The organism is Bacillus sp. FSL R9-9834, assembly GCF_038006905.1.
GTDB classification, from domain to species: domain Bacteria; phylum Bacillota; class Bacilli; order Bacillales; family Bacillaceae_G; genus Bacillus_A; species Bacillus_A pacificus.
Genome location: NZ_JBBOWD010000002.1, coordinates 306,307 through 328,772 on the forward strand (window position 1 = coordinate 306,307; position 22,466 = coordinate 328,772).

General features: G+C 36.0%; 5 protein-coding genes and 2 pseudogenes. 5 read left to right on the forward strand and 2 right to left on the reverse strand.

The window, feature by feature from the left end:
* Positions 1 to 88: 88 nt before the first annotated feature.
* From MKY00_RS29165 to MKY00_RS29175, 3 genes and pseudogenes are all read left to right on the forward strand, one after another.
* The gene (locus MKY00_RS29165; protein ID WP_000241162.1) at positions 89 to 709 is read left to right on the forward strand and encodes an HAD family hydrolase; all 621 of its coding nucleotides are present in this window, start codon (positions 89 to 91) and stop codon (positions 707 to 709) included.
* Between the two features lie 69 nt (positions 710 to 778).
* Positions 779 to 1,849 (forward strand): annotated as a pseudogene (locus tag MKY00_RS29170) (Tn3 family transposase); the annotation flags it as partial.
* A gap of 166 nt (positions 1,850 to 2,015) precedes the next feature.
* On the forward strand, positions 2,016 to 2,777 hold the full coding sequence (locus tag MKY00_RS29175; protein WP_341035540.1) for a hypothetical protein: 762 nt from the start codon (positions 2,016 to 2,018) through the stop codon (positions 2,775 to 2,777).
* A gap of 182 nt (positions 2,778 to 2,959) precedes the next feature.
* Here MKY00_RS29175 and MKY00_RS29180 read toward each other — a convergent pair.
* Positions 2,960 to 3,082 (reverse strand): annotated as a pseudogene (locus MKY00_RS29180) (DUF5065 family protein); the annotation flags it as partial.
* Between the two features lie 141 nt (positions 3,083 to 3,223).
* On the opposite strand from MKY00_RS29180, the gene MKY00_RS29185 reads away from it, so the two are divergent.
* Entirely contained in the window at positions 3,224 to 4,654 is a 1,431-nt protein-coding gene (locus MKY00_RS29185) for an IS4-like element ISBce2 family transposase (protein ID WP_001055915.1), read from the forward strand.
* A gap of 989 nt (positions 4,655 to 5,643) precedes the next feature.
* Positions 5,644 to 6,804: a Ger(x)C family spore germination protein gene (locus MKY00_RS29190; protein ID WP_000649885.1), complete on the forward strand. Its 1,161-nt coding sequence runs from the start codon at positions 5,644 to 5,646 to the stop codon at positions 6,802 to 6,804.
* A gap of 327 nt (positions 6,805 to 7,131) precedes the next feature.
* On the opposite strand, the gene MKY00_RS29195 is transcribed toward MKY00_RS29190, so the two are convergent.
* Positions 7,132 to 22,167 (reverse strand): DUF11 domain-containing protein, encoded by a 15,036-nt coding sequence (locus tag MKY00_RS29195; RefSeq protein ID WP_061114621.1) that lies wholly within the window; start codon positions 22,165 to 22,167, stop codon positions 7,132 to 7,134.
* Positions 22,168 to 22,466 lie beyond the last annotated feature (299 nt).

The following is a 22,466-nucleotide window of genomic DNA, read 5'->3' on the forward strand; positions in this document are numbered from 1 at the left end:
AAAATTTAAACCTGAGAACATATAGGAAAAAAGCTTTAAAGGGTGTGAAAAAATCGCTTGGAATAGAACTGAAAATGGAGGGACTAATTTGGTTAAAACTCTTATCTTCGATATTGATGGTACAATTTTAGATACAGAAAAAGCAATATTAAAATCGTTACAAAGAATTTTGAAAGAAGAATTAAATGAAGATTATACATTAGATGCATTGGACTTTGCATTGGGTATCCCCGGGAAGGAAGCTTTAAAAAAATTGAATGTGCCTAATATAGACGTTATTCATCTAAAATGGAGTAAAGCTGTATTAGCTTATAATCATGAAGTCTCCGTGTTCAAGTCAATTGAAGATATCATTGGTATGTTGTCTCTAAGTACTATAAAACTAGGCATTGTGACATCGAAAACTAAACAGGAATTAATAGACGAATTTGAGCCATTTGGCTTAAGTAGTTATTTTGAACATACAATTTGCGCATGTGATACGGATAAACATAAACCACATCCTGAACCTTTATTAGCCTGCTTAAAACGATTAGATGTTCCTTGTCACGAGGCAATCTACATTGGAGATTCTATATATGATATGCAATGTGCAAAAAGTGCTGGTGTGAAATTTGCTCTTGCCTCGTGGGGATCAAAAACAAAAGATGCTTTTAAAGATGCGGAATATATTTTACAAGAACCTAAGGACATTTTAAAATTAATATAAACATACAGGCAGGCTTTTTAACTTTTTGAGAGACAGAAATAAAACTATTATAATAGGAGGTTTTGATGATGGAAAGGGATTATTATTGAAAAAGATAACAAAGGGATTGAAAGAGTGAATCGAATCAATTATGAAATTGCTGTTCTTCAATCACTTCGAACTCGACTTCGTTGTAAAGAAGTTTGGATTGAGGGGGCTGATCGTTATCGAAATCCTGATGAAGACTTACCTCAAGATTTTGAAGAACGTAAAGAAGAACATTTTCAAGCATTGAAAGTACCTTTGGAAGCTGATCTGTTTATTTCAGAAATCATACGGTTAATGAAGGAAAAGTTAACTCTATTGAATCAAGGATTCGAAAAGAACAGTAATCGACAAGTTGTCATTACGACGAAAAATAATAAAGGTTGGATTCGAGTTTCTCCTTTAGAGAAACAGCCTGATCCTCCCCATTTGGCTCAAATTAAAGGTGAAATCAAGAATCGATGGTCAGATATTAACTTATTAGATTTGCTAAAAGAAACCGATTTTCACACAGAATTTACGAAGCATTTTAAGACTACGGCAGATCGAGAGATTTTAGATCGAAAAATAATTCAACGTCGACTTCTTCTCAGTTTATTTGGCCTTGGAACCAATACAGGTCTGAAAGCTGTCTCTGCTGGAAGCAACACTGATAGTTATCGGGAACTTCGATACATCCGTCAAAAATTTATACATAAAGATCATCTACGTAAAGCGAATGCAGAGGTTACGAACCATATCATTTGCAACCGTATGAAAGAAGTATGGGGAGAAGCTACTACGGCATGTGCTTCCGATTCAAAACATTTTGGATCGTGGGATCAGAACTTGCTGTACGAATGGCATCCTCGTTATAAAAGACAGGGCGTTATGATCTATTGGCATACAGATCGAAAGTCAGCTTGTATCTATTCACAGCTTAAATCCTGCCTTTCTTCGGAAGTTGCAGCTATGATGGAAGGGGTTCTTCGTCACTGTACGGACATGGAAGTAGATCGAAATTATGTCGATACACATGGGCAAAGTGTCGTTGCTTTTGCTTTTTGTCATCTACTTGGTTTTAAACTGATGCCACGCTTCAAAAATATTGGTTCTCAAAAATTATATCGTCCGGAATATAGAAATCCCCTTGTTGACTATATTTTAAATATAATTAATAAATATGGTACGTGAAATTTTATAATGTGCGTAGAGATGAGATTATATTTAACACAATTAGGGAAGAATGGCATATAAGATGATGGATTAAATACATATACTTTTATTAAAATGGCGGAGTGTTATTAACGCAGTTTCTAAAGAGTTTAAGCAGACCATAAACGCATTAAGTTCTGCCAACACATATTTAGATTGCTTAGTACAAACTAAAACGTATCTGCACTTTCTAATACTTATCATACTTTGTATTATTACTGTTTACATACCTTTTCCATCATTCATGCTTAATTATATAAATGAATTAGATATACGGATGCAATACTTAATTAAATCTTTTTATTTTTCTTTTCCCATTTCATTAGTTTTCCTATTTATAATGAGGGATCAACGGTTTTTGTTTTCTAAAAAAATCACTTTCCAGCAACTAAAAATTTCTTTTTTCTGTGCTTTTATTATTTATGCTATTATGTTGTTATTGTTAGCCGTACTAATATCTTTTACAACATTCAGAGGAGCATCTCATCCCATTGGGAATGAAGGGATTACTAATATGCTTCACAAAACACCTGGTATTGCAATTCAATTAATCGGAGAGAACATTATGTTTGTCTCTATATTGTTTTTTTTGCATAAGATCATACGCTCATTCATAATAAGCCCCATAGCTTCAATTGCAGCCTCTTTAATATTATCTGGAAGCTCATTTGGATTACTCCATCTCTCTACGTATAACTATAATTGGATACAATGTTTAACTATCATTGGGATTCCAGCTATCGCCCAAATGATTTTCTTTCTAATATTTAAAAATATTCATATGGGATACATACTACACTTCAATTACAATATAATCATTATACTTTTTAGCTATATAGCTACAATTTAAAATAATTTACCACTGAAAATAAAAGAAAAGGTACCCCTGCTGCAAGGTACCTTTTCTAAGGGGTATAACTCATTAGCTAAGCGGCCGTTGGTCAAGTATACCGCCTAGACTATTACATGAGTTATGTTTTTATTATACATTGATCATATCAAAAATATTATCATTAGTGAAATTAACTTTCATTATTTTTTAATTTTAAAGCTGCCACCATAATAATAATTTTCTCCAAGTTTCATAACAGCTACATATGATCCTGGATCTTGAACAGATGTAATAGGTGTTACAAATCTACAATTCTTTTTCGTTTTAGGGGGTATTTTGTTTTGTTAGCTTGATAGCGATGTGCCTGTACCCCACATCCATCAACTTAAGGATTTAGACTATTCTTAAACTTAAAAGCACGTTACTTTTCTCTTATGTTAATGAGAAAGGGTGACGTGCTTTTTATGAATATGCATCAAAAACAAGAGCTGTCTTTATTTGCCGAAGAGTTATATCGATATATGTCTCCCGCTACACTTAATCAATTAGCTATAGAAGCAGGTGGAATGAAACGAAAACGTAAGTGCCATGGGCACCATTTTTTATCTTTGTGTGTATGGTTAAATCAACAAATCGCTACAACCTCTCTTACTCAACTTTGTAGTCAATTAGAAACTTCAACAGGAATTTTATTAAGTCCTGAGGGACTGAATCGACGATTTAACTCGGCTTCTGTAGCCTTCTTTCGAAATGTATTTACTACACTTCTACAAGCTAAAATTGGAGGATCATCTACAATTTCTCATTCTCTTTCTGCTTACTTTAAGCGGATTCGCATCCTTGATTCTACAACCTTTCAAGTTCCAGATCGATTCGCAGCTACTTATCCTGGTGCCGGAGGCTGTAGTCATACAGCTGGTGTGAAAATTCAATTAGAGTATGACTTGTTGAGCGGAGAGTTTTCTGATGTGAAAATTGAACCAGGAAAACGAAGTGATCAGGCATATGGGGCGACTCGAATGGACATGACACAAAAGAATGAACTATATATTCGTGACTTAGGGTATTTTCGTTTACAAGACTTTAAATCGATCCAAGATAAGGAAGGGTATTATTTATCGCGTCTTAAATTACCAACTAAAATATATAGAAAAGAATTCGAAACAGTGGTATTTAAAACAAAACCTGCTCAATTGAGACCGGTATATATACAAATTCATTTGGAAGACATCATGAACCAATTACAACCTGGCCAAGTGTATGAATTACATGATGTATATGTAGGGAGCAAAGACAAACTACCCACTCGCATTGTGGTTTATAGATGTACAGAGGAGCAAAAACAGAAACGTCTACATGATCGAGCTATTCGTGAAAAGAAAAAAGGGATTACATATACAGAGCGTACGAAACTTTTACAAGGAATTACGGTATATATGACAAACATTCCTACGGAATGGGTACCGAAAGAGAAAATCTATGATTTATATTCACTGCGTTGGCAAATTGAGCTGTTATTTAAAATATGGAAATCTTGGTTTCGAATTCATCGTTGTAAATCTATTAAACAAGAGCGATTAGAATGCCACCTTTATGGACAACTCATTAGTATCCTATTATGTTCTTCTACTATGTTTAAAATGAGAGAACTCCTGTTACGTAAGAAACAGAAAGAACTAAGTGAATATAAAGCGATGTACATAATTAAAGATTATTTCTTACTTTTTCATCAAGCACTACATAAAAACACCCAAGAATTATCAAAGATTCTCCTTCGTCTGTTTAACCTCCTACAGCGAAACGGACGAAAATCTCACAGATATGAGAAAAAAACAGTCTTTGATATTTTAGGTGTTGTGTATGAGTATACCACTTCTGCCCATCAGGTAGCATAGCGAAAAATTTGAAACCCGTCAGGGTTTATTTGATGTGCCTACTTTTATAACATCTATAAAAGATAATAAAAAACTACGTGGAAAGACCGCATTTTGTATAAAAATATACGTTAAGTTGATGGATGTGTGGTAGGACCCCATTAAGGTATTTGTTTTGCTTACAATCATAGAAGGAAGTACTGCTTGCATTCCATTTAACAAACCTAACATATTCACATCATACTTTTTTGATGTGACCACAGGAAATCCTTCTTTTGTTGACCAACATCCTATATTAGGTTGCGCATGCATTGCTAAAATAGGATTAAGCCGGGTAAGATATAATTATTTTTCTAAATAGTCTACTTTATAATTATTTAATCCGTATATTTTGTTTTTAGGGATAATGATTTTGTTTAGTGTTATACATATTTCTTTTCTACTGTATAAACCTTGTCTCCTCCATGAATAATAAACAAGGGATCTAATTTAGCTGCTCTTTGTAATAAAAGTTCGAATTCACCACCCATCTTAAAACAGCTACCTTCAGGTCCGTTGCATCTGCTGTCTTCAAAAAACACAAAATTAAATTTATTCTTACAGTGTAATTTTTTCATTCATTCTTTCAGTAAATATTCTGAACGTCCATGTAGTGTCATAAACATCTTTTCCTTTCATAAAAATCAATAATCTATCTTTTTAATTACATGAAGATTAATTGTTAAGTTAATCAAAAAAATAAAGGTTCTATAATGAATCTTGAGAAGCAAAAATAATTGAAATCATTTGAGTATAGAGATGAAAAACTTAGATGTTGGGAACTTGTTTTTTGTGGCATCTTCAACCAGTGATGTATAGGTGCATCTTCTATGCCTCGAGATATCGCTATCCAAACTTTCTTTTCACACAGTGGGCTTATTTGGATTTTAAGTGATTTGATATGAGATTTATTGTGTTAGCGCCTTTACTAATTTTTATTGTATATAAGATAAAATGAAGGAATGGTGGAAATGAAATGTCTTTTTAAAGTTATAACAATTGCGCTTATAGCTGGGGCTATCAGCGGTTGCTCTGAGTTAGCGGAGATAGAAGAAAGAGGCTTTGTAGTAGGTGCCGCTTACGATATTGTTAAGGAAAAGAAATCTAATCCAATTATGAAAGGGACGTATCAAATGGTACTTCCCAGTAAGTTAACGCAAGAAGGTGGAAAAGGCGCAGGGAATAATTATATTGATGTGAGTGCAAAAGGAGATAGTGTGTTTGAACAAATACGAATAATCGCTAAAAAGATTAGTCGTACTTTATTTTTTCCACATATACAAGTAATCATTTTTTCTGAAGAATTACTATCGAATCCAAATGTTTTACAAAATACGTTAGATGTATACATTCGAGATCATGAAATGAGAAGAAATATTCGTCTATTTGTTTCTGAGAAAAATGCAGAAGCAATCTTGAAACAAAATGCAAAACCAGAAAATTTACCGGCACAGTATATTGATATGCTAGCTGAACACCCTCCTAAAAATGCTCAGATGGTTGAGGCAGCAAGAATTGGTGACGTGCAGGAAAAGATAATTTCAAACCGAAGTTTTGTACTACCTGTCTTAAAACCTACAAAACAGGGGATAGAAATGGATGGGGCTGCGTTGTTTCGTGGGAAGGATAACAAGTGTGTTGGAATGTTAAACGGCGAACAGACAGTGGGAATAAACTTTATAATCGGTGAAAAATTAGGAGGTTATTTTACCATACGTAAAAAGGACCAGCTTATTACATATGAAATTCATAAGCTACACCGAAAAATACAGGTATTTACTGAAAATACTACAAAACCGAAGTTTGATATTCATCTATTTCTCGAAGGTGCTTTAGCGGAGTTGCATTTTAGTGATCATAAAAAATTCATGAATGAAAAACGCTTAACGAAGGATATTTCAAAAGAGGTGGAACAAAGGATTCAAAAATCAATAAAGCTTGTTCAAAAAAAATATAAGGTAGATGTATTAGCGTTAGGAGAAGTATATAAGCGGCATAATTATAAAAAATGGAAGAAAATACGTAAGAATTGGGATCAAGGCGAAAATTATTTTAGTGATGCCCAAATTAATGTTCATGTTCATTCAATAATTGAACATTCAGGTTCAGCTTTACCCAAGAAAGTAAAATGAGTTAATTTGATTGGTTACCGAATTAGATATTAGCTGCCAAATATCAATACTAGCTATACCCCGTATTATATATTTTATTTTCATAACTTCGATTGCTTCATATACATTACCTGTATTTCTTACATAAATTATATAAGTGAACAAGCTTTTACACTTTTCTTCCAATTTCACCTTTTACTTTTCTTAATATTTTCTTTTCAACTAAAAAATTGACTGAATAATTTTTTATCAGAGGTTTGAAATAGATTAAGTAACTAGAGGTACCATGTCAAAAAAGCTTGTAATTTGGATAACATCCAAATTACAAGCTTTTTATTTTTTATTTAATTACTGCCACCAAATCCAAGCCCAAAGGTAATTTCTTATATTTCGAGGAGTAATGCGAATGAAGCGTTCACCGTCAAAGAAGCAATTTAAATTTGGAAGTGTTTCATCTGGATTTTCTGGAACAAAGGTGACGATGTTCTCGTTACTTGTAACGGTTACTGTAATTGGTGGATCGGTAGGCGAGACTTGAAGTTGTAACGAAATATTGGCCGTATTTTTAAACTCATTAGTAACAGGTGGACTTATTACTTGTACTGTGAATAACACGATAATTGTTTCGTTTGGCTCTAAATTAGTGGCAACTAGGAAACCGATATTCGGATTCGCTAGTGGAGAGCGTTCACCGTTAATAAAGACAGTGCCGTTTATAAATTGTAAACCTGCTGGAATAGTATCTTGTAACGAAATATTTGAGAGTGAAATTTTGGAAGTATTTGTAATGCGTACCGTGTAATCAAAATATTGATTTAAATAAGCTGAGCTGACGGAAGCATTTTTCGTGACTGTTGTAGTTATAAATTGAACTGGTATACGAACAATATTTGAATTAACAATGAAAGTAATAATTGGATCCTGTGGTGTCAATTGAAAAGCAGCGGTAACTGTTGCAGAATTTATAATTGTACTGTTTGAAGGAATAGAAGTTACGAGGACTTGAAATGTTATAGTTGCTACTGTACCTGCAGATAAAGAACCAATATTAATACCAGTGTCTGGACGAACATTTGGAACCGAAGTACCGTTAATAGTTACGCTGTTTTCTATAAATGTTGTACCAGCTGGAATTGTGTCTATAACAGAAGTACTAATTGTCGGAATTGTGGAATCATTAAATACCTCTAATGTGAATGTAATAACATCTCCTATAACGACGATAGATTTGTCTGCTGTTTTCTCAATGTTAATTATTGGCTCGATTAATGTTGTTGTAACGGTATTTGTTTGCTTTGTAATTGTAATAGGTGGTTCATCTGGATCAATGATAACGGTATAGGAAACAGTAGCATCGTTATTAATTGTAGGTTGAAGAGTAGAAGAAGATATTGTCACTTGGAACGTAATAATGACAGAGTCATTAGGAGCAAGATTTCCTAACGTAATACCATTTTCCGGATTCTCATTAGGCTGATTGATTCCGTTAATCGTAACACTACCAGCAACAAAAGTCGTATCTATTGGTATGGTGTCTATAACAAGAAGGTCTTCAATCGTTACATTACCGCTATTCATAATCGTAATTGTATACGTTAAAGTTTGAGCAGGTAAGGCATTCGTTACATCAACAGATTTTATGGCAATGACATTATCATTTTGGACAGTAGTTGTGACGGTATTTGTTGTAGTCGTATTTGTAACGGGTACGTTATTTGGGTTGACTATATAGTTAAAAGTAGTAATTGCGTTGTTGTTTAGTTCATTTGGTGTTGGAATAGTAGTCACAGTTACTTGGAATGAAACGATAGCATCTCCATCTACAATTATAGTACCAATTGGTATGCCGCTTACTGGATTCACTCCTGGAAGAGTTTCTCCGTTTACAATGACGCTATTTTCTATAAACGTAGTACCTTGAGGAATCATATCTTGAATGATTACATCATTTACTGCAACATTACCGGTTTGATTTAGTGTAATCGTATACGTTAACGCATCACCAACCGTTGCAAATGCAAGGTCAACAGTTTTATTACTATTCAAAGTCGCATGATTAATTGTTGTTACGGCAGCTGATGAAATAATAGTTTCGGTAATAGGCGGCTGGTTTGGTAACGTGTATTGGTATTCAATTGTACTCGTATTAGAGATTGGATTTGTTTGCGGAATTGAAGTAACCCGTACTTGGAATAGAATAGTTGCTGTCGTATTAGGCGGAATGTTATCAAGTTGTATCCCGCTAAGTGGATTATCATTTGGACGAGCGCTTCCATTCACAATAACACTATTCTCTATAAAGCTCGTATTTGCTGGGATGATATCTGTAACGATAATATTTTCCACTTGTATATTCCCATTGTTTGTGATGGAAATAGTGTAAGGGATAATCGTTTGTAGGTCAGCGTATTGGATAGGCGTTGTTTTTGTTGCAATTATATTAGCAGAAATAACTTCAGTGAAGGTAATATTACTAGTTGATATTTGTTCTTCGCTATTAATTGTATAACGAGAAGTGGATTGATTTTGAATACGACCACTAGCAGCTGGAAGAGATACCACAGTAACGGAAAATGTGACTGGGATAGAAGTGTTAGGAGCAATCGTTCCTACAAGTATACCAGTACTTGGATTCGCGTTAAGCTGAGGAATATTATTTACTAAAACGCTACCGTCTATAAAGGTTGTTCCAATAGGAATATTGTCTGTAAATACAACAGCAGTAGCATCTGCATTTCCTATATTTGTTAAAGTTGTTGTATAAGTTAAAATGTCACCAATTGTTACAGAGGTTAAATCAACAGTTTTAAGTGAAACGATATCAGCATCATTAATTTGAACGAAAGTAGTATTGGAAGTAGTAGATTTTTGAATTGGTGCAAAGTCAGGATTGAAAATAAAGTCGTAGACGATGTTTGCAGTATTAGGTGTTGGATTTACAACAGGTAAATTTGTAACGGAAACTTGGAATGTTATTGTTGTCAATTGACCTGATGCGATATTAGGAATAGAAAAGCCGATATTTGGATCTGCTGCAGGAAGTACAGTGTTGTTAACTGTTACACTTCCCGGAATAAATACAGTTCCATCCTCTATAATATCTGTAAAAAAGATGGAGTTAGTTGTAGTAGATCCATTATTTTGAATGAGTACTGTATATTCAATGGTTTCATCAATAGTAGCTAATACTGTATTAGCGGATTTTGTAGCGATAAGAATGGCATCAATAAATTGTATATTTGTAGTATTGGAAGATGTCGTTTCTGAAATTGGTGGCAAGCTTGGGTCTGGCTGATACTCATAGTGGATGACGGCGATATTATTAATGTTATTTTGAGAAGGTGCAGAGACTACATTTACTTGGAATGTAACGATAATTGTATTGTTTGGAAGGATAATATCAAGGGTGATTCCGGTAATTGGATTTTCGTTAGGTCTTGGTATGCCATCTACAAGGATGCTATTTGGAACGAATGTGGTGCCAGCAGCAATGGCGTCAATTAGGAGAGTATTTGTAATAGGTACTGTACCAGCGTTTGTAACTGCGACTGTATAGGTGATGATTTGACCGATACGTGTAATAGATCTGTTAGCAGATTTAATTGCACTAACATTTGCTGTCCGCACTTCAGTATTTACTGCATTTGATAACGATCTACGCTGAATAATCGGAGAACTAGGGTCAATTTGGTATTCATATGAAGTGTCTGAAATGTTAATGACTGTGTTGCCCTCTGGTATATTTGTAAGTTGTACTTGGAATGAAATAGTAACTGTTTCATTTGGTTGTATCGTGCCGAGGGTTACTCCATTTTCAGGGTTCACACCAGGCTGAATCACATTATTTATTGATAAGCTATCTTCAATGAATATAGTACCTTCTGGAATGTTGTCAATGAACACCGTGTTGTTAGCTGGAACAGTTCCTATATTTTGTAGTGTGTTTGTGTAGGTAATATTTTGCCCGATGGATACGAAAGTAACATCCGCCTGTTTAACAGAAATAATATTTGCATTTTGAAGTGATGTTGTAACGATATTAGAATTTGCAGAGCGATTCACTGGTGGAGCTGTAGGAATACTTACATATTGGTAATTTACAGATGATTGATTTACAATTTCGGTTTCAGTAGGTGGATTATTTGTTTGTACTTGAAATAGTATTGTTTTGGAACTATTTGGTGGAATTGTTCCAATTGGTATTCCGTTTTCAGGATTTGCATCAGGCTGAAGGACACCGTTAATTGTGACACTGTCTGGAACGAATGTAGTCCCAGCTGGAATAGAATCTGTAAAAGTAATATTTATTGCGTCAACATTTCCGGTATTTTTCACTTCAGAAATATAAAGTATCGTTCCACCAATATCTACAGTTATTGGATTGGACGTTTTTGTAACTGTCAATTGTGCTTGCACGAAATTTGTAATGACAATATTACTTGTAGATGTTTCAGTAATAGGCGGTTGCCCTGGGTCTGGTTGAATTGTATATGTTGTATTAGATTGATTTGTAATCAATTGTTGTGAGAACGGATCGTTAATAAGAATTTGGAACGAAATAAGGTGAGTAGCGTTTGCTGCTAGGTTAGGCAAAGTAACACCTACATTTGGATTGGCACCAAGTATAGTTGTTCCGTTAAGTGTAAAACTATTGTCTACGAATGTAGTCCCTTCTGGAAGCGTATCTGAAAATATGAGATTCGTAGCTGGAATATTTCCGGTATTTTCTAGCGTTATCGTATAGGTCAAAATATCACCTGTTGTTGCTTGTTGTGCATTGACTGCTTTTAAAGAAAGAACATTCGCATCCGAAATTTGTGTGAAAGCTGGATTAGACGTAATTGTTCGAGAGATGATAGGAGCAGTTGGATCAGCGATAAAAGTATAGTCAATACGAGCTATATTAGAAATTGGATTCACGCTTGGAATGGATTGAACGATAACTTGGAATGTGACGGTGACGATTTCCGAAGGTGCAATGGAGTTTAATGAGATCCCTACGTTTGGATCAGTACCTGGAGCTGAAACACCATTAATGGTCACACTATCCGGAATAAATGCAGTTCCCTCTGGGACCAAATCTGTTAAAGTAACTGTATTTGCAGTTGTATTCCCGTTATTTTGAACGACTACAGTGTAAGTGATTGTACCGTCAGTAGACTGTACGAGGGAATCTGTATTTTTAATTACAGATAGTGATGCATCAACGACAGCTGTATTAACCGTATTAGATGAAGATGTTGCTGTAACTGGAGGTTGACTTGGGTCGACAATATACGTGTAACTTGTAAGTGCTTGATTTATAATCGCTCCTTGCGGTGGAATAGAACTTGCAAGAAATTGGAACGTAATCGTAGCGGAATCACCTGGTGCGATAATACCAACTGGAATACCGAGAGTTGGACTTGCATCTGGAAGTGAAATCCCGTTAAGCGTGACACTATTTGGAACAAATAATGCTCCTTCAGGAACTCCGTTAATGAGTAATACAGAATTTGCAGGGAAGTTTCCAGTATTCGTTAATGTTGCAGTGTACGTAATTATATCTCCAATAGATACGATTGTTCGATCTGCTTCTAAAAGCGTTGTAACAGTAGCGTTATTAATTTGTGTTGAAGCGCTATTAGAAGTTATTGTGCCTGTAACAGGAGGAGCGGCCGGATTAACGATGAATGCGAATTGAATAGATGCAACGTTTGTAATTGGGTTGGAAGGAGGAGTAGATGTAACTATGACTTGGAAAGTAACGGTTAAGGAACTACCCGCGCTAACGGTCCCGATAGTAACGCCGCTATTTGGATTTGCACCTGGAATGGTATTTCCATTTACAGTAAAACTATTTTCAACAAAGGTCGTTCCTGCTGGAATGAGGTCTGAGAAATTTACATTCGTAGCATTTGTATTGCCGCTATTTTGAATTAAAACGGTATAAGTGATCGTGTCGCCAATATTTGCAAAGGCTGTACTAGCAGTTTTTACAGCTGAAAGTATTGCTGAATGAATAGAAGTAACGAAGACGTTCGTTTCCACGTTGCCAGGCTGAGCCTGTAATGCATTGCCTACGTTATATTGGAAGTTCACAAATGCTAAGTTTTGGAGTTCAGGAGTGAATGTTGTCGGATTGCTTACAATTTGAACTTGGAATATGATTGTTACAGTTTGATTTGGGCTAATTGTATTTATACCAACACCGTCAATGATAGAAGCGGATGGTAACGGAGTACCATCAACAACAACTGATCCTGTAACAAATTGTGTCCATGATGGTAAAGGGTCTGAGAAAATAACGTTGTTAGCTGGAATATTTCCAGTATTCGTAATCGTAGTTGTATACGTAATCGTATCACCAATCGTTGCAAAAGTTTTATCTCCTATTTTAATCGTATTTAAAATCGCACTTTCAATTTTTGTTGTAACGTTGTTAGAAGTAATATTTTTTGAAACTGGAGGATTAGCTGGATTAACAATATGTTGAAATCTAACGCTAGCTTGATTAGTAATTGGATTTATAGCTGGAATTTCATTGGCAATAATATGAAATGCCACAATGACAGATTCGTTTGGCGCAATATCACCAATTGGAACACCTGTAATAATATTTGCATTTGGAATGGTAGTTCCGTTCAATGTAAAGCTATTCGGTTCAAAGGAAGTTCCGTCTGGAATAAGATCGGTAAAAATAACATTCGTTGCACTAACATTGCTGCTATTTGTAATTGTAACGGTGTAGGTAATATCCTGCCCGATATCTACCGTAGATACATTTGAATTTTTTTGTGCAGTAAGAATAGCACTATTAATTTGTGTGGTCGTTGTATTAGATTGATTGGACGTTGTAATAGATGGTTGGCTAGGATCAACGACATAATGATATGTGATAGAAGCAGAATTAGAAATAGGATTAAGTGTAGGAAGTGTGGTAACAGTTGCTTGGAATGTGACGATTGCTGCATTACCGCCGTTAATGGCATCAATATTTACACCAGTAGATAAATCAGCGTTTGGAATGGTTTGCCCATTAACTGTGAAACTATTTGGAACGAAACTTAAATTGCTATCAAGAATATCGATAATAGTTACATCAGTTGCAGCCGTATTCCCGGTATTAGGGAGGTTAAGTGTAAATGTTATTGTATTACCAATATCCGCGAAAGTAAGATCTGCTGTTTTTGTGCTAATAATAGTTGCGTTGTTTATTTGAAGAAGCGTTGAGTTGGAAGTAGCTGCACTTGATACTGGAGGGTTAACAGGATCAACAATAAACTCATATGTCGTTGCTGCTGTATTTGGTGCAGGATTAATAGGTGGGATGCTGTTCACCGTAACTTGAAAGACGATACTATATATTTCATTTGGTGGAAGCGTTGCAAGTAATACACCTGTATTTGGATTCGCGTTAGGTTGTAAAACACCATCGACAGTTAATGTGTTAGGAACAAATGTGAGTCCACTTGGTAATGCATCTGTGAATACAATATTAGTTGCATCGGTATTGCCTATATTGGTAATGGAAGTAGTATAAAAAGCAGTTTGCCCGATATCTGCAAAGGATACACTTTCATTTTTCGTCATAGACAATATTGCTTCGTTAATTTGGGTTGAAACAGGATTACTAATTGAAGTTTCTGCATCAGGTGGTGAGACTAATTGATACGATGTTGATGAGAAATTTACAATTGGGTTTTGGTTTGGTAATGATGTTACAGTAACTTGGAACGAAACTGTTACTGTAGTCCCGGCTGTTATTGTCCCAATATTCACACCGTTCGATGGATCCGCCCCACTTTGAGGAACTCCGTTAATAGAAAATGTGTTTGCAATAAATGTAGTGACGCTTGGCACGGTATCTGTAAATATAACATTTTGTGCGGATGAGTTTCCATTGTTTGTTAAAACGACAGTATAAGTGAGTGTGTCTCCAATATGACTAAAGGATTTATCGACTTGTTTTAATGAAAGAATGTTAGCTGTATTAATCGTAGTAAACACTGTGTTTGAAGTAACGTTTCTTGAAACAATAGGTGCATTGGGATCAGCGATAAATGTGTAAGAAGCAGTAGCGGAATTGACAATAGGATTTTGAACAGGGGTAGAAGTAGCGGTCACTTGAAATGCTATAGATATTGAGCTGTTAGGAGCAATTAATCCAATTGTAATACCTGTATTAGGGTTGAGCCCGATTTGTGTGATGCCATCTATTGTAACGCTATCAGTTATAAACGTCGTACCATCTGGTATGAGGTCAGTGAAAGTAATATTCGTAGCGTTTGTATTACCGCTATTCGTTAAAATTGTCGTATAGGTAATGGTATCACCTAGTGTTACAAGTGTTTGATCTACAGATTTCACCATCGTTATCATAGCATCTAGTACCGGGTTTGTAACGATATTTGTTGAAATAGAAGTTGTAATAGGAGTTCCGTTTGGATCGACAGTATAAGAATATAAAATTGTGTCATTACCCATAATCGAATTTGAAGGGGGAACAGAAATAACATTTACTTGGAAAGTAACAGTTACTGTTTCACCCGGTGCGATATTTGGTATAGTTACTCCCAGTGCTGGTTGTGCACCAGACTGCTGAACGCCATTTATCGTGAATGAATTTGGTATAAAGGTAATGCTAGCTGGAATAGCGCTTGTGAAAGTAATATTCGTAGCGGCTGTATTTCCTGTATTTGTAATAGTAGTTGTATACGTAATCGTATCTCCAACTGAAACGATAGATTTATCAGCACTTTTTTGGGTTGTTAAAATTGCACTATTAATAGTTGTCGAAACAGCATTAGATACATTCATTTGTGATACGGAAGGTTGGCTAGGGTCGACCACATGTGAAAATTGTACAGAACTAGAATTAGAAATTGGATTTATACTTGGAATATTTGTAACAAGTACGTTGAGAGTAATCACAGCCGTTCCGTTTGGATTTATATTTCCAATATGAATCCCGTTAGCTGGATTTCCGATCTGCTGTGTACCAGAATCGTTTGTAAGAGTGCCAGATATGAATGTCGTTCCGTCAGGTAAAATATCTGTGAAAATTATATTTTGTGAAGTAACATTTCCAGGGTTACTTAATGTAATCGTATAAGAAATTGTATCGCCAATTGTTGCGAAAGTTTTATCTACAGATTTAACAAGTGTAATTTCTCCGGAATTTATTTGTGTCGAAACCGGATTGGATGTCGTACTTCTTGAAACGAGTGGTAAATTAGGTCCTGTCATAAATTGATAATCAATAGAAGCGCCATTTACAACTGGTGAGTTTGGCTCCCCAGGTCCAATTGTGAAAATTGGATTTGGAATGCTAACTACTTGCACGCGGAAGGTAATGTTTGTAAAATCTCCTGCAATAATATCCCCAATTGGTACCCCATTCGCTGGATTTACCCCAGGTAATAAAACCCCGCCTACTCGAACGCTATCCGCTATAAACACTGTATTATTTGGAATCGGATCTGTAAAAATGATATTCGTAGCAGTTGTGTTTCCTATATTCTCCAATAAAACAGTATACGTTAAAAATGAATTTCCAGGTGCTACGTCAGAAAATAGTCGATCCACACTTTTCGTTGCTTGAATAATCGCTTCGTTAATTTGAACTAAAGTTGGATTACTTGTAGCTGTTTCTGTCACCGGCGGCTGGGTAGGATCAACAATGATCGAGTATGTCGTGCTAGACTGGTTCAAAGTTGGATTTGTAACTGGTATTGAGCCAACGATAGCTTGAAAGCTAATTGTTGTCGTTCCTCCAACTGGAATTGAGTCTAAAGAAATCCCGCTATCTGGTCTAAATCCAAGTTGTGGGATGGTATTAATTTGTACGCTATCAGGAACGAATGAAAGTTCAGGTGGTAATATATCGATAAAAACAGGTGTGTTTGCGGTAGTATTTCCGCTATTGGTGAGGGTAGTTGTATACGTAATTGTATCTCCAACAGCAGCAAATGCACTGCTTGCAGTTTTTGTTGCGATAACGGAAGCAGTATTTACTTGTGTAAAAGTTTTATTAGATTGAACTGTTCGTGAAACTGGCGGTTCATTTATACCTACAATAAAGCTATATTGAAGCGATGATTGGTTTGGGATTGGATTCGGATTTGGGAGTGATGTAATGTTTACTTGAAAACTGAGTGTAGCAGATGCATTTGAATTCAAGTTGCCAATATTGATACCATTTTGTGGATTTGCATTAGGAATAGTTGTTCCATTTACCGTAAAACTGTTTGGAATAAATGATGTACCATTTGGAATTACATCTGTAAAAATAACATTGTTTGCGGTAGTATTACCGGAATTAGTAATGATAGCAGTGAAAGTCAGTGTATCTCCAATAGTAGCAAATGTTGAATTGACAGTTTTATTTATAGAAAGAGTTGCATCAATAATTGGCGTAACCGTCGTATTCGTAACTGTACTACCAACAGCGGGTGATTGGTTTGGATTCACGGTATATTCATAATTTACAAGAGCATTATTTGTTAATGTCCCACTAGGTGGTATCGCTAAAATTTGTGCTTGAAAAGTAATGAATACAGTATCTCCTGGCGAAATATCTGCCAAGTGAACACCAAGTGAAGGATCTAATCCTGGTTGTGGAACATTATTGATAGTTACGGAGTTTTGGATAAATGAAGCTCCTGCGCCAAGCCCATCTGTTAAAACAGTTGCACTAGCAGGGATATTACCTGTATTTGTTACTGCAATCGTATAGGTAACGATATCACCAATTGCAGCTGTCGGTGTATTCACAGACTTAGTAGCGACAATAGTAGCGTTATTAATTTGAATTGTTATTACGTTACTTAACGCATTGGCGGACGCTGGAGGTAAGTTAGGATCTATGACATATTGGTACGCTGTATTGCTTTGGTTCGGGATTGGATTTGGACTAGGAATGGAATTTACTATTACTTGAAATGAGATTGTTGCACTTGTATTAGGGTTTATTGGATCAATTGCAATTCCACTTGCTGGGTTTGTATTAGGAAGTGTATTGCCATTTACTGTTACACTATTAGGAATAAATGATGTTCCGTTTGGAATTACATCTGTAAAAATTACATTTGATGCAAGTGTGTTCCCGTTATTCGTTAAAGTAGTTGTATACGTAATAATATCATTTACGTTAGCAAAGTGTTTATCTGCCGATTTTACAGCGGCAATCGTAGCGTTATTAATAGTTGTCTGTACGGTGTTAGAGGCCACCATCTGCGTTACAACTGATTTGGATGCGTCGTATGTGTATTGGAATGTAGTGCTCGATTGATTCGTAATCGGATTTGGACTAGGAATAGTTGGTACAGAAACTTGGAATGCAACAGTACGTGATGAATTCGCTCCTATCGTCCCAATTAAAATGCCATTAGCAGGGTTTGCATTAGCTATAGGGACACCGTTAATCATTACAGTGTTAGGAAGGAAGATGGTACCAGCTGGAATGATATCTGTAAACGTTACATTAGAGGCAGGGATATTGCCGTTATTCGTTAAAATCGTTGCATAAGTTATGACATCGCCAACATCAGCGAAATTTGTACTTGTTAGTTTCGTAGCAACAATATTAGCGGTGTTAATTTGTGTTGTTACTATATTACTAGTAGCATTTCTTACAACAGCAGGTAAATTTGAATCTGCGATAAAGCTATATTGAAGTGCAGCACTGTTTTGCACTGGATTTGGTGAAGGTATGCCATTCGTAGTAATTTGGAAGACAATAGTTGTAATTCCGCCTGCTGGAATTGTACCAACTTGAAGGCCGACACTTGGATCTGCACCTAGTTGTAAAGCATCGCCTATAAAAATACTATTTGGTACGAGAGTTGTGCCAGGAGGGAGTATATCAGTAACGACTACATTATTTGCTGGAGTATTTCCAGTGTTAGCTAAAGCAATGGTATATGTGATCGGTTGCCCAACATCTGCAATTGTTACATCTACCTGTTTGACAATCACTACATTTGCTAAGTTGATTTGTGTACTTACAGTATTACTCAAAGATGTTTCTATAGTTGGTGGATCGCCCGGATTTAGAATAAAGCTATACTGTGTACTAGATGAATTTAATGTTGGGTTTTGTGCTGGTAAAGAGGTGACGGTTACTTGATAAGAGACATTAAGTGAGCCATTAGCAGCAATGGAAGGTAGTGGAACACCTATATTTGGATCTGCGTTATTTTGAAGTACACCATTAATAAGAAAAGTATTTGGAATAAAGGTAGTACCGTCTGGATTCGTATCTACGAAAGTAGGGCTATCAGCAGAAACACTTCCTGCATTCGTCAAAGTAACAGTATAAGTTAATATATCCCCTACGGTAGCGAACGCTCGATCCACTGTTTTGGCTGAAATGACATTTGCATCGTTTACTTGAGTAAATGTAGTGGTTGAAGTAGTGTTCTTACTTACAGGTGAAGTGTTTGGATCAACGATAAAGTTATAGGAGATGGAAGCGCTATTTGAAATAGGGTTTGGATTTGGAATGCTAGTTATTACTACTTGGAATGAAGCTGTAATTGTAGTATTAGCATTGATGCTACCAATATTGATGCTAGCTGGTGTAACGCCTGGCTGAGTAACACTGTTAACTATAACGCTGTTTGGGACAAAAGCGGTTCCATTCGCAATTGAATCAGATAGTAATACATTGTTCGCTGCAACATTTCCATCGTTAGTAAGGGCAAAGGTGTAAGTTAATACATCACCAACTTCCGCAAACGTTTTATCTACAGATTTATTAGCATGGAGATTTGCTAGTCTAATTGTTGATGTAACAGAATTAGAATTTGCTGTTTTTGAAGTCGGTGGCAAACTTGCATTTACAGTATATAGATAAGAAGCGAAGGCGTTATTAATGATAGGATTTTGGGTCGTAATATTGATGACTGTTACTTGAAAGGATAAGGTGAAAGTAGCTCCTCCGGGTATTGTACCAATAGGTACGGAAACGAGAGAATCTACATTTTGTAAAACACCGTTGAGTGTTACCGAACCTGGTGTTAATATCGTTCCATTTGGAAGTGAATCTGTTAGCTGTACGTTAGTTGCAGCTGTATTTCCACTGTTTGTAATAAGGATTGTATAACTTATCGTTTCGCCAATTGTGGCAAATTGTTTGTTAGTTGATTTTGTTAATGTTACATTCGCATTATTAATTTGAGTGGAAACGAGATTAGAAGAAATGTTTTTTGTAACTGGTGATTGGCTAGGGTTGACGGTATATTGATAAGAAGCGCTTGATCCATTAGATACGACGTTTGACGCGGGTATTGTATTTACTACTACTTGAAATGAAACATTTTTTGTTGTACCAGTTGGGATGGATCCAATGTTCACACCGTTAGCGGGATTTGCGCCCACTTGTGTCGTGCCATCAATTGTTAAACTGTTTATAACAAAAGTTGTTCCAGTAGGAATGACATCTGTAAAAATAACATTGTTCGCATTCGTATTACCTGTACCTGTAAAGGAAACGGTGTACGTTAGTGTATCACCAATATCTGCAAAATTTTTATCTACTGCTTTCGTCATTGTTACAGTAGCATTATTCACTTGAGTGGAGACAATATTCGTCGTATCAGTCCCGCTTACTGCCGGTTGATTTGGCACAGGAATGTATTGATAAGTTGTTGTACCACTATTTAATATTGGATTTGTTTGCGGGATAGAAGGAACGAATACTTGAAATGAAACCGTAGTCGTAGAATTAGCAGCAATAGATCCAATTGATATACCAGTAGCGGGATTTGCGCCAGCTTGGATAACTCCGTTCACAGTTACGCTCCCTGGAATGAAAGTAGTCCCGCTAGGAATCAGGTCCGTATATATAACATTTGTTGCAGCGATATTTCCTATATTAGCTAAGGCAATACTGTAAGTTAGCGTTTCACCAATATCGGTAAAAAGTTTATTAACTGATTTTGTGCCATTAATATCTGCGAGGTTAACTTGTGTTCCAGCAGAGTTGCTTGTTGCAAGACCGTTAAAGGTCGTTCCACCGGCGATTGGTGTATATTGAAATGTAATATTAGCAGTGTTAGAAATCGGATTTGGATTTGGCAGAGAAACGACAGTCGCTTGGAAAGTTACTGTACGAGAAGCACCATTATTAATTGTTCCAAGAGATATACCAGCGGCAGGATTTGCATTTGTTTGTGGTATGTTATCTACCGTTACAGTGCCAGGTATAAAGGAAGTCCCATTAGGGAGAATGTCTGTCAAAATAACGTTATTGGCGGGAAGAAGTCCGGTATTAGGGATAGTAACTGTATAAGTGAGAATGTCTCCAATTGTAGCTACACTTTTATTCACGCTTTTCGTTGCTTGTATATTAGGTGAGTTTATATTAATTTGTAAGCCGACTGTATTTAACATGTATGCATCTCCGTTAGTTGTTAAACGGATTGCGGCAGATACTTGAGAATTTGTTAAATAGGGAGAAATATCAATGGAAGTAATGTCCCAGCCTTGTCTTCCTGCAGAGATGTTTGTACCTGAAGAAGCACTTTGATTTCGCGTTCCAAATGTCCCTGTTGTATCTAAGTTTCCTGCAGCATTATTAATTTGGGAACCGAAGAAATTATTTATGGCATTATTTGGTCCGGATAAAGCGTTTAATGAACTGAAATTTGGTCCGAATAGAGCCTGATCCCCAATTAAATCAGCATCCCCTTCGGTAGAACTCAAAAATAATCGTCCGCTTACAGGTCCCCCTGAAGGTGTTAAAAATCCTGAAACAGCTACATCTGCACTACCGGTATCAGCAGAAACACGGTTACCCGCTACATAAATGGTTAAGTTTCTTGCTGGCAATGTCCCATTTTGATAAGCGACAATGAGCGTCCATCCAGAAGAATTGATAGCCCCATTAGAAGCATCTAAAGGATCAACAAGTCCAGGGACAGAGCCAGTTGTATAAGAGCCAGATCCAGCAGCTTGAACGAGAGATGTTACATCTGCAGATCGTGTATAGAATCCAAATGTGACAGATCCAGAAACGAAAGTTTGATTTGAAGCTGTAACAGCCGAAGGGTTAATTGAGTATGTTGAAACAGGTGTTGTAAAAGAAACAGGGTTTCCTAATACACTCGTAATGTTTTGATCACGAGATAAATAGTTTCCACCCCAAACGAGTTCTGCGTAAAGAATCGTACTACCAGCAGGGATATTTAATACAGCGGTAGAACTATTTTGTGTATAGTTTAACGTTGTACCAGCAGGAAAAGTAGGTACTTGTAAAGCGGTATTCGTAGTTACGAATGCACCAATTGCCCCGATTGTACCAGCACGGTTTTGGTTACTAATTTTACTTAAACCTAGTGTGTTCCCTGTAATCGCAAGTGCCCCGTTAGTAGTGGTAGAAAATCGATTCGTAATGGGCATTTTTTCACCTCATTTGCATATAGTTTTGGTCAAAATACGATATGCATATAAACAATCAAAAGGAACATGTATAATTGAACTATAAATTCCTTCCTTAATCATTGGAAGGAATTTAATAGTAACAAGGGCTATTTTTAAATCAGTTAATATTAACATTAAAGGAAACTCCAGGGACACAAACATTGATTTATAAAACTGCATTTGTTCCTCTATTTTGTTTATTTTGACTTTTGGATAGCACCACATGCCCATCAACTTAAGAATTTAGAATTACCCCAAAATAAAAAAAATAAGCTTTT

What these genes read in the sequence shown, in the direction of transcription:
- MKY00_RS29185 (WP_001055915.1), top strand. Translation starts at nt 3,224, where the DNA reads ATGAATATGCATCAAAAACAAGAGCTGTCTTTATTTGCCGAAGAGTTA.
- MKY00_RS29190 (WP_000649885.1), top strand. Translation starts at nt 5,644, where the DNA reads ATGAAATGTCTTTTTAAAGTTATAACAATTGCGCTTATAGCTGGGGCT.
- MKY00_RS29195 (WP_061114621.1), bottom strand. Translation starts at nt 22,167, where the DNA reads ATGCCCATTACGAATCGATTTTCTACCACTACTAACGGGGCACTTGCG.